Raw genomic sequence first — 207 nt, 5'->3', positions numbered from 1 at the left:
AGTCAGACTTTGGTGCTGATGTTGTGTATGGTTTTGAATCAAATGTATCTGCAGCATCACTACCAGTAGTACGTGCGATAGCTCAACAGCTTGCACCACTTAACGTAGAGTACATTGGCAAAAATAGCGCCAATGGCGGGCCTGACTTAATTCCACTGAAAAATGCCACCAGTGCACCAATTTTTGAACTGCATCAAGATGGCACTG

At 44.4% G+C, this 207-nt stretch carries 1 pseudogene; it reads left to right on the top strand.

Annotated elements, in window-relative coordinates:
• Positions 1-207 (top strand): annotated as a pseudogene (locus CWB85_RS21890) (peptidase M28 family protein); the annotation flags it as partial.

The organism is Pseudoalteromonas sp. S1727, assembly GCF_005886375.1.
GTDB classification, from domain to species: domain Bacteria; phylum Pseudomonadota; class Gammaproteobacteria; order Enterobacterales; family Alteromonadaceae; genus Pseudoalteromonas; species Pseudoalteromonas haloplanktis.
Note: the sequence above shows the minus strand (reverse complement) of the source record. Positions and strands in the feature narration are given on the sequence as shown.